At 66.0% G+C, this 8993-nt stretch carries 18 protein-coding genes; all 18 read left to right on the top strand.

The window, feature by feature from the left end:
- Positions 1–10: 10 nt before the first annotated feature.
- The 18 genes from rplB (at position 11) to secY (ending at position 8786) form a co-directional block, all read left to right on the top strand.
- On the top strand, positions 11–838 hold the full coding sequence (gene rplB / locus MQC88_RS05100; RefSeq protein WP_243319626.1) for a 50S ribosomal protein L2: 828 nt from the start codon (positions 11–13) through the stop codon (positions 836–838).
- A gap of 6 nt (positions 839–844) precedes the next feature.
- Positions 845–1114, top strand: coding sequence for a 30S ribosomal protein S19 (gene rpsS / locus MQC88_RS05095; protein ID WP_243319624.1), 270 nt, complete (start codon positions 845–847; stop codon positions 1112–1114).
- Positions 1115–1124: 10 nt separating this feature from the next.
- The gene (gene rplV / locus MQC88_RS05090; RefSeq protein ID WP_243319622.1) at positions 1125–1460 is read left to right on the top strand and encodes a 50S ribosomal protein L22; all 336 of its coding nucleotides are present in this window, start codon (positions 1125–1127) and stop codon (positions 1458–1460) included.
- Positions 1461–1462: 2 nt separating this feature from the next.
- Positions 1463–2206 (top strand): 30S ribosomal protein S3, encoded by a 744-nt coding sequence (gene rpsC, locus MQC88_RS05085; protein WP_243319620.1) that lies wholly within the window; start codon positions 1463–1465, stop codon positions 2204–2206.
- 3 nt (positions 2207–2209) lie between these two features.
- A complete protein-coding gene (rplP, locus tag MQC88_RS05080; RefSeq protein WP_243319617.1) occupies positions 2210–2623 on the top strand; it encodes a 50S ribosomal protein L16 in 414 nt (137 codons plus the stop codon).
- Positions 2623–2823 carry a 50S ribosomal protein L29 gene (gene rpmC, locus MQC88_RS05075; protein ID WP_243319615.1) on the top strand — a complete coding sequence of 67 codons (201 nt, stop codon included), beginning with the start codon at positions 2623–2625 and terminating at the stop codon, positions 2821–2823. Before rplP ends, rpmC begins: the two co-directional genes overlap by 1 nt.
- Before the next feature lie 11 nt (positions 2824–2834).
- Positions 2835–3101 carry a 30S ribosomal protein S17 gene (gene rpsQ / locus MQC88_RS05070; protein ID WP_243319613.1) on the top strand — a complete coding sequence of 89 codons (267 nt, stop codon included), beginning with the start codon at positions 2835–2837 and terminating at the stop codon, positions 3099–3101.
- A gap of 14 nt (positions 3102–3115) precedes the next feature.
- Complete coding sequence (gene rplN, locus MQC88_RS05065; protein WP_027080643.1) at positions 3116–3484, top strand: 50S ribosomal protein L14; 369 nt, start codon at positions 3116–3118, stop codon at positions 3482–3484.
- 16 nt (positions 3485–3500) lie between these two features.
- A complete protein-coding gene (gene rplX / locus MQC88_RS05060; RefSeq protein WP_243319611.1) occupies positions 3501–3815 on the top strand; it encodes a 50S ribosomal protein L24 in 315 nt (104 codons plus the stop codon).
- A gap of 11 nt (positions 3816–3826) precedes the next feature.
- Positions 3827–4369 (top strand): 50S ribosomal protein L5, encoded by a 543-nt coding sequence (rplE, locus tag MQC88_RS05055; RefSeq protein WP_243319609.1) that lies wholly within the window; start codon positions 3827–3829, stop codon positions 4367–4369.
- An 18-nt stretch (positions 4370–4387) separates the two neighbouring features.
- The gene (gene rpsN, locus MQC88_RS05050; RefSeq protein ID WP_243319607.1) at positions 4388–4693 is read left to right on the top strand and encodes a 30S ribosomal protein S14; all 306 of its coding nucleotides are present in this window, start codon (positions 4388–4390) and stop codon (positions 4691–4693) included.
- 88 nt (positions 4694–4781) lie between these two features.
- Positions 4782–5177: a 30S ribosomal protein S8 gene (gene rpsH, locus MQC88_RS05045; RefSeq protein WP_243319605.1), complete on the top strand. Its 396-nt coding sequence runs from the start codon at positions 4782–4784 to the stop codon at positions 5175–5177.
- 14 nt (positions 5178–5191) lie between these two features.
- On the top strand, positions 5192–5719 hold the full coding sequence (gene rplF / locus MQC88_RS05040) for a 50S ribosomal protein L6 (RefSeq protein WP_243319603.1): 528 nt from the start codon (positions 5192–5194) through the stop codon (positions 5717–5719).
- A 29-nt stretch (positions 5720–5748) separates the two neighbouring features.
- Entirely contained in the window at positions 5749–6102 is a 354-nt protein-coding gene (gene rplR, locus MQC88_RS05035) for a 50S ribosomal protein L18 (protein WP_243319600.1), read from the top strand.
- 158 nt (positions 6103–6260) lie between these two features.
- A complete protein-coding gene (gene rpsE, locus MQC88_RS05030; RefSeq protein ID WP_243319598.1) occupies positions 6261–6800 on the top strand; it encodes a 30S ribosomal protein S5 in 540 nt (179 codons plus the stop codon).
- Positions 6793–6990, top strand: coding sequence for a 50S ribosomal protein L30 (rpmD, locus tag MQC88_RS05025; RefSeq protein WP_243319596.1), 198 nt, complete (start codon positions 6793–6795; stop codon positions 6988–6990). The genes rpsE and rpmD overlap by 8 nt, the downstream gene beginning before the upstream one ends.
- Positions 6991–6994: 4 nt before the next feature.
- Complete coding sequence (gene rplO, locus MQC88_RS05020; RefSeq protein WP_243319594.1) at positions 6995–7432, top strand: 50S ribosomal protein L15; 438 nt, start codon at positions 6995–6997, stop codon at positions 7430–7432.
- Between the two features lie 7 nt (positions 7433–7439).
- Complete coding sequence (secY, locus tag MQC88_RS05015; protein ID WP_243319592.1) at positions 7440–8786, top strand: preprotein translocase subunit SecY; 1347 nt, start codon at positions 7440–7442, stop codon at positions 8784–8786.
- Positions 8787–8993 lie beyond the last annotated feature (207 nt).

Genomic DNA, 8993 nt, shown 5'->3' with positions numbered 1-8993 from the left:
GGAACGATCCATGGCATTGATGACCTTCAAACCCACCTCGCCGGGCCGTCGTTCGATGGTCCGCGTGGTCACGCCTGGCCTGCACAAGGGCGCGCCGCACGCTGCGCTGCTCGAGAAGCAGAACAACACCGGCGGCCGCAACCACCACGGCCGCATCACCACCCGCCATATCGGCGGTGGCCACAAGCAGCACTACCGCATCATCGACTTCAAGCGCGACAAGGAAGGCATCCCGGCGCGCGTGGAGCGGATCGAGTACGACCCCAACCGCACCGCGCACATCGCGCTGCTGTGCTACGTCGACGGCGAGCGCCGCTACATCATCGCCCCCAAGGGCCTGAAGGCCGGCGAGCAGGTGATCGCGGGCAGCGATGCGCCGATCAAGGTCGGCAACACCCTGCCGCTGCGCAACATCCCGGTCGGTTCCACCGTGCACTGCATCGAGATGAAGCCGGGCAAGGGCGCGCAGATCGCGCGCGCCGCCGGCGCCGGCGTGCAGCTGGTCGCCCGCGAAGGCGTCTACGCGATGTTGCGCCTGCGCTCGGGCGAAATGCGCAAGGTGCCGTCCGAGTGCCGCGCCACCATCGGCGAGGTCGGCAACGACGAACACAACCTTGAGAAGCTCGGCAAGGCCGGCGCCAAGCGCTGGCGCGGCGTCAAGCCGACCGTCCGCGGCGCCGCCATGAACCCGGTCGACCACCCGCACGGCGGTGGCGAGGCCAAGGCCGGCCAGGGCAACCCGCACCCGGTCACCCCGTGGGGCGTGCCGACCAAGGGTTACAAGACCCGCAAGAACAAGCGCACGCAGCAGTTCATCGTGCGCGATCGCAGGAGCTAATCGGCCATGCCACGTTCACTGAAGAAGGGCCCGTTCGTCGACCACCACCTGATGAAGAAGGTGGAGACCGCGGGCAGCAACAAGAAGCCGATCAAGACCTGGTCGCGTCGTTCGATGGTGCTGCCCGAAATGGTGGGCTACACCATCGCCATCCATAACGGCAAGAACCACATCCCGGTGCTGGTCAACGAGAACATGGTCGGGCACAAGCTCGGCGAGTTCGCCCTGACCCGCACGTTCAAGGGCCATGGCGGCGACAAGAAGGCCGGGAAGTAAGGAGATGACCATGGAAGCGAAAGCCATCCTGCGCACCGCGCGCATCTCCCCGCAGAAGGCCCGCCTGGTCGCCGACCAGGTGCGCGGGCTGTCGGCCGAACGCGCCGTCAACCTGCTGAAGTTCTCGGACAAGAAGGCCGCGCACATGATCCGCAAGGTCGTGGAGTCCGCGATCGCCAACGCCGAGAACAACCAGGGCGCAGACGTCGACGAGCTCAAGGTCAAGACCATCATGGTCGACGAGGGCCCCTCGCTGAAGCGCTTCATGGCGCGGGCAAAGGGCCGTGGCACGCGCATCGTCAAGCGCACCAGCCACATCACCGTCGTCGTCGGCGAGGGCAAGTAATCATGGGTCACAAAGTACATCCGACCGGTATCCGCCTTGGCATTTCCAAGGACTGGAACTCCAAGTGGTTCGCCGGCAAGAAGGAATACGCCGGTTACCTCGCCGCCGACCTCAAGGTCCGCGAGATGCTGCGCAAGAAGCTGGCCGCCGCCGGGATCAGCAAGATCCTGATCGAGCGCCCGGCCAAGACCGCGCGCGTCACGATCCACACCGCCCGCCCGGGCGTGGTGATCGGCAAGCGTGGCGAGGACATCGAGAAGCTGCGCAAGGAAGTGTCCGACGTGATGGGCGTCCCGGCGCACATCAACGTCACCGAGGTGCGCAAGCCCGAGCTCGACGCGCAGCTGGTCGCGGAGTCGATCGCGCAGCAACTGGAGCGCCGCATCATGTTCCGCCGCGCGATGAAGCGCGCGGTCGGCAACGCGATGCGCCTGGGCGCGCTGGGCATCAAGGTCAACGTGGCCGGTCGCCTGAACGGCGCCGAGATCGCGCGTTCGGAGTGGTACCGCGAGGGTCGCGTGCCGCTGCACACGCTGCGCGCCGACGTCGATTACGGTTTCGCCGAGGCGAAGACCACCTACGGCATCATCGGAATCAAGGTGTGGGTCTACAAGGGCGAGATCTTCGATTTCTCCCAGGTCGGCCAGGAAAAGCAGGACGACACGCCGCGCAGCGATCGTGGTGATCGCGGCGACCGCGCCGATCGTCCGCGTGGACCGCGTCGTGACCGCGAGGCGAGGGAATAAACCATGTTGCAACCCAAGCGAACCAAATTCCGCAAGATGCACAAGGGCCGCAACGACGGCCTGGCGTGGAACGGCAATGCCGTCAGCTTCGGCGAGTACGGGCTGAAGGCGACTGCCACCGGCCAGCTCACCGCGCGCCAGATCGAGGCCGCGCGCCGTTCGATCAGTCGCTACGTCAAGCGTGGCGGCAAGATGTGGATCCGCGTGTTCCCGGACAAGCCGATCACCAAGAAGCCGATCGAAGTCCGCATGGGCTCGGGCAAGGGCAACGTCGAGTACTGGGTTGCGCAGATCCAGCCCGGCCGCATGATCTACGAGATCGAGGGCGTCGACGAGGCCACCGCGCGCGAGGCGTTCCGCCTGGCGTCGGCCAAGCTCTCCGTGACCACCACTTTCGTGACCCGGACGGTGCGCTGATGGAACTCAAGCAACTACGACAGAAGTCGGCGGACGAGCTGAAGAGCCACCTGCTGGACCTGCACAAGGAGCAGTTCTCGCTGCGCATGCAGAAGGCCACCGGGCAGCTGACCAAGACCCACGACGCCCGCCGGGTGCGCCGCGAGATCGCGCGCGTGAACACCCTGCTCGGCCAGCCGCAATCCGGCAAGACGAAGTAAGGACGGCCGAGATGAACGAACAGACTGAAAAGAAGCTGCACACGGTCGAAGGCCGCGTGGTCAGCAACAAGATGGACAAGACGGTGACGGTGCTCGTCGAGCGCCAGGTCAAGCACGCGCTGTACGGCAAGTACATCCGCCGCTCGACCAAGCTGCACGCCCACGACGCCGACAACGCCTGCAACACCGGCGACATGGTGCGCGTGGCCGAGTGCGCGCCGATGTCCAAGACCAAGAACTGGCGCGTGGTCGAGATCCTCGCCCGCGCGGCCGAATAAGGGGAGGCCGAGACATGATCCAGATGCAGAGCCACCTCGACGTGGCCGACAACTCGGGCGCCAAGGAAGTCATGTGCATCAAGGTGCTCGGCGGCTCCAAGCGCCGTTACGCCGGCATTGGCGACATCATCAAGGTGTCGATCAAGGATGCGATCCCGCGTGGCAAGGTCAAGAAGGGCGAGGTCTACGACGCCGTCGTGGTGCGCACCCGCAAGGGCGTGCGCCGCGCTGACGGTTCGCTGATCCGCTTCGACGGCAACGCCGCCGTGCTGCTCAACAACAAGCACGAGCCGATCGGCACGCGCATCTTCGGGCCGGTTACCCGCGAGCTGCGCTCCGAGAAGTTCATGAAGATCGTCTCGCTCGCACCCGAAGTGCTCTGAGCGAAGGAGCAACGAAATGAACCGAATCAGGAAGGGCGACCACGTGGTCGTCACCGCCGGCAAGGACAAGGGCAAGCGCGGCGACGTGGTGCGCGTGGCAGGCGACAAGGTCGTCGTGTCCAACGTCAACATCATCAAGCGCCACACCAAGGCCAACCCGCAGGCAAACCAGCCTGGCGGCGTGGTCGAGCGCGAGGCGCCGATCCATGTTTCAAACGTGATGCTGTTCAATCCTGCCTCCGGCAAGGGCGAGCGCATCGGTACCAAGGTGCTGGAGGATGGACGCAAACTGCGTGTGTTCCGCTCCAGCGGTGAGGCGATCGACGCCTGAGGAATGCAGCAATGACGACCCGACTGGAAGAGTTCTACAAGCAGGAAGTGGTGCCGAAGCTGATGCAGAAGTTCGGCTACACCAACCCGATGCAGGTCCCGCGCCTGAGCAAGATCACGCTCAACATGGGCGTCGGCGAGGCCGCGACCAACAAGAAGATCCTCGAGAACGCGACCGCCGACATGGCCAAGATCGCCGGCCAGAAGCCGGTGGTGACCAAGTCGCGCGTCTCGGTGGCCTCGTTCAAGATCCGCGACGGCTGGCCGATCGGCGCCAAGGTGACGCTGCGCCGCGCGAAGATGTACGAGTTCCTGGATCGCCTGATCAACGTCTCGCTGCCGCGCGTGCGCGATTTCCGCGGCGTGTCGGGGCGCTCGTTCGACGGCCGCGGCAACTACAACATGGGCGTGAAGGAACAGATCATCTTCCCGGAGATCGACTTCGATCAGGTCGACGCGATCCGCGGCATGGATATCGCGATCACCACCACGGCCCGCACCAACGAAGAAGCCAAGGCGCTGCTCGAAGCCTTCCGTTTCCCGTTCCGCAACTGATCCGGAGAGGACAAGACTATGGCAAAGACCTCGATGGTCAACCGCGAGACCAAGCGCAGCAAGCTGGTCAAGAAGTTCGCCGCCAAGCGCGACGCCCTGAAGAAGGTCGTCAGCAGCCAGACCGCGAGCTACGAGGAGAAGATGGACGCCGCGGTCAAGCTGCAGAAGCTGCCGCGCGACTCTTCGCCGGCGCGCCAGACCACCCGCTGTGCCCTGACCGGGCGCCCGCGCGGCGTTTACAGCAAGTTCGGCCTGGGCCGCAACAAGCTGCGCGAAGCGACCATGCGCGGCGACGTGCCGGGCCTGCGCAAGGCTTCCTGGTAATCCAAGGTTCCATCCGGCGCGCGTGCTGGCGCCGGCCATTCGAAATTCGCAATCCCGCGGATATCGGTGCACTCAAAGGTAACAATCAATGAGCATGACTGATCCCATCGCCGACATGCTGGTGCGCATTCGCAATGCCGCCGCAGTGGGCAAGCCGACGGTGAAGATGCCGTCGTCCCGCACCAAGGTCGCGATCGCCAAGGTCCTCGAGGACGAGGGCTACATCGGCGGTTCGCGCGTGACCGAGAACGGCGCCAAGGCCGAGCTCGAGATCGTGCTGAAGTACTACGAAGGCAAGCCGGTGATCGAGCGACTGCATCGCGTGTCGCGTTCGGGCCTGCGCCAGTACCGTGGCAAGGACGCGCTGCCCAAGGTCCTCGGTGGCCTCGGCGTCGCCATCATTTCCACCTCCAAGGGCATCATGACCGACGCGCAGGCGCGCCAGCAGGGCGTCGGCGGTGAAGTCCTGTGCTTCGTGGCCTAAGGGAGTAACGAGCCATGTCCCGAGTTGCCAAGAAGCCGATCGCCCTCGCCAAGGGCGTCGAACTCAACATCCAGGCCGAGAACGTCAGCGTCAAGGGCCCCAAGGGCACGCTGTCCATCGCCAAGCCGGCCGGCGTCGAAGTCAAGGTCGAGGACGGCAATGCGCTGCTCTCGGCAAATGACCCGATGCTGGTGCCGATGGCCGGCACCCTGCGCGCGATCCTTGCCAACATGGTGCAGGGCGTGTCCGAAGGCTTCGAGCGCAAGCTCGAGCTGGTGGGCGTGGGCTACCGCGCCGCGATGCAGGGCAAGGACCTGAACCTGTCGCTGGGGTTCTCGCACCCGGTGCTGTTCAAGGCGCCGGAAGGCATCACCATCGCCACCCCGACCCAGACCGAGATCGTGGTCAGCGGCGCCGACAAGCAGCGCGTCGGTGAAGTCGCCGCCAAGATCCGCGGCTTCCGTCCGCCGGAGCCCTACAAGGGCAAGGGCGTGAAGTACGCCGGCGAAAAAATCATCCGCAAGGAAGCCAAGAAGGCGTAAGCCGTCTTCAGCTTCCGGAGAACAAGACCATGCTCAAGAAAATTGCCCGCCTGCGCCGCGCCAAGTCGACCCGTGCGCACATCCGCGAACTCGGCGTGCCGCGCCTGTCGGTGCTGCGCACCGGCCAGCACCTGTACGCCCAGCTGTTCAGCGCCGATGGTTCCACCGTGCTGGCCGCGGCCAGCACCACCCAGGCCGACGTGCGCGAAGGCCTGAAGAACGGCAAGAACGCCGAGGCTGCCGCCAAGGTCGGTCGCGCCATCGCCGAGAAGGCCAGGGCCGCCGGTGTCGAGAAGGTCGCCTTCGACCGTTCCGGCTACCGCTACCACGGCCGCATCAAGGCGCTTGCCGATGCTGCCCGCGAAGGCGGCCTGCAGTTCTGATGCTTGAAGGCGCGGGGCGTCGTTCCCGCGCCGTACGACCTGCCGGTGCAGATGGCACCGGACGTCGTCGCCAGTTGTGGCGGCGCCGGGACACCCGCGGCACATCCCAATCATAAGCGGCCACGCCGCAAATCCCTTCAAACTACGGAATCATCCAGATGGCAGACGAACGAGCACCGCGGGGCCGCGATCGCGATCGCAACCGCGAGGAAATGGACGACGGCATGATCGAGAAGCTGATCGCGGTCAACCGCGTCAGCAAGACGGTCAAGGGCGGCCGACAGTTCACCTTCACCGCGCTGACGGTGGTGGGCGACGGCGACGGCAAGGTCGGCTTCGGCTACGGCAAGGCGCGGGAAGTGCCGGTCGCGATCCAGAAGTCGATGGAGCAGGCGCGTCGCGGCATGTCCCGCGTCGAACTCAACAACGGCACCCTGTGGCACGCGGTCAAGTCCGGCCATGGCGCGGCGCATGTCTACATGCAGCCGGCCTCGGAAGGTACCGGCGTGATCGCCGGCGGCGCCATGCGCGCCGTGCTGGAAGCGGTCGGCGTCAAGAACGTGCTGGCCAAGGCCACCGGTTCGCGCAACCCGATCAACCTGGTGCGCGCGACGCTCCGCGGCCTGACCGAAATGCACTCGCCGGCCCGCATCGCGGCCAAGCGCGGCAAGAAGGTGGAGGATCTGCACCATGGCTAAGAAGGAAACCACGGCCGGCACCGTCAAGGTGCGCCTGGTCAAGGGCCTGCGGGGAACCAAGGGCGTCCATCGCTTGTCGGTGAAGGCCTTGGGCCTGGGCAAGTTGAACAGCATGCGCGAACTGAAGGACAGCCCGCAGGTACGTGGCCTGATCAACAAGGTCCACTACCTGGTTCGGGTCGAGGAGTAATGCGATGAAGATGAACACGTTGAGCCCCGCCGAGGGCGCTCGCCAGGATCGCAAGCGCGTCGGCCGCGGCATCGGCTCGGGCCTGGGCAAGACCGCCGGTCGCGGCCACAAGGGTTCGTTCGCGCGTTCGGGCAAGGGCAAGATCAAGGCCGGCTTCGAAGGCGGCCAGATGCCGATGCAGCGGCGCCTGCCGAAGATCGGCTTCGCCTCGCTGAAGAAGAAGGACACCGCCGAAGTGCTGCTGTACCAGCTGGACAAGCTGGACGCTGGCACCATCGATTTCGCCGCGCTGCGCGCCGCGAAGCTGGTGCCGTCGACCGCGAAGCAGGCCAAGGTCGTCAAGAAGGGCGAGATCAGCAAGAAGTTCGTGCTCAAGGGCCTGATGGCCACGGCCGGCGCCAAGGCCGCGATCGAGGCCGCCGGCGGCCAGGTCGGGGAGTAACGACGGCATGGCGCGAAGCGCTAACGCACTGTCCGGGATCGCCGGCGCCGGCAAGTTCACCGAGCTGCGCCAGCGCCTGCTGTTCGTGCTCGGCGCGCTGCTGGTGTATCGCATCGGCTGCTACATCCCGGTGCCCGGGGTCAACCCGGAGGCGATGCTGCAGCTGATGGAGTCGCAGGAAGGCACCATCGTCGACATGTTCAACATGTTCTCCGGTGGCGCCCTGGCGCGTTTCAGCCTGTTCGCGCTGAACGTGATCCCGTACATCTCCGCGTCGATCGTGATGCAGTTGATGGTGCAGATCCTGCCCAGCCTGAAGGCGCTGCAGAAGGAAGGCGAATCCGGGCGCCGCAAGATCACCCAGTGGTCGCGCCTGGGCGCGATCCCGCTGGCGATCTTCCAGTCGGCCGGAATCGCGATCGCATTGCAGAGCTCGGGCGCCAGCAACGGCATCCCGGTGGTCTATGCCCCGGGCATGGGCTTCGTGCTGACGGCGGTGGTGGCGCTGACCGCGGGCACCATGTTCCTGATGTGGGTCGGCGAGCAGGTGACCGAACGCGGCGTCGGCAACGGCGTCTCGCTGATCATCTTCGCGGGCATCGTCGCCGGCCTGCCCGGCGCGGTGGTGGGCACGCTGGAACAGGCCCGCAACGGCGATATCAGCGCGCTGGCGGTGATCGCGATCGCGATCCTGGTGCTGGGTTTCACCTGGTTCGTGGTGTTCGTCGAAAGCGGGCAGCGCCGGATCACGGTCAACTACGCGCGTCGCCAGGGCGGACGCAGCGCGTACATGAACCAGTCCTCGTTCCTGCCGCTGAAGCTCAACATGTCGGGCGTGATCCCGCCGATCTTCGCCTCGTCGATCATCATGTTCCCGGCCACCGCCTCGACCTGGTTCGGCCAGGCCGGCTCGGCGACATGGCTGCAGAAGGCCAGCCAGGCGCTGTCGCCGGGCGAGCCGCTGCACATCATCCTGTACGGCGCGCTGATCGCGGGTTTCACCTTCTTCTATACGGCGCTGGTGTTCAACTCGCAGGAAACCGCCGACAACCTGAAGAAGTCGGGCGCGCTGATCCCGGGCATCCGCCCCGGCAAGGCGACCGCCGACTACGTCGATGGCGTGCTGACGCGGCTGACCGCGGTCGGCGCGGCCTACCTGGTCGCGGTCTGCCTGTTGCCCGACTTCATGCGCATGAAGCTCGGTACCTCGTTCTATTTCGGCGGCACCTCGCTGCTGATTGTCGTGGTGGTGGTGATGGACTTCATCGCGCAGATCCAGGCGCACCTGATGTCGCACCAGTACGAGAGCCTGCTGAAGAAGGCCAACCTCAAGGGACGGGGCGGCGCGCGCTAGCGCGGCCTTGCCCGAAGCCCGGCCAGGATCGCCGGGAAGGCTTCCCAGGAAGCCTGCCAGGGTCGCCCGGGATGGCGGCCGGAGAACAAACCGCCGGAACCGACGAACAGCGCGGATCCGGCAAATGGGCGACCCGTGCGGCGGTCTCGAGCATGGGTGGTCCGGGGCCGTTCCGCGCGCCAGAGTAGCGCGCGGGGCCGGGCAGGG

The organism is Cognatiluteimonas sedimenti, from assembly GCF_022808325.1.
In the GTDB taxonomy this organism is placed as follows: domain Bacteria; phylum Pseudomonadota; class Gammaproteobacteria; order Xanthomonadales; family Xanthomonadaceae; genus Cognatiluteimonas; species Cognatiluteimonas sedimenti.
This window is presented reverse-complemented; position numbering and strand designations above follow the sequence as displayed.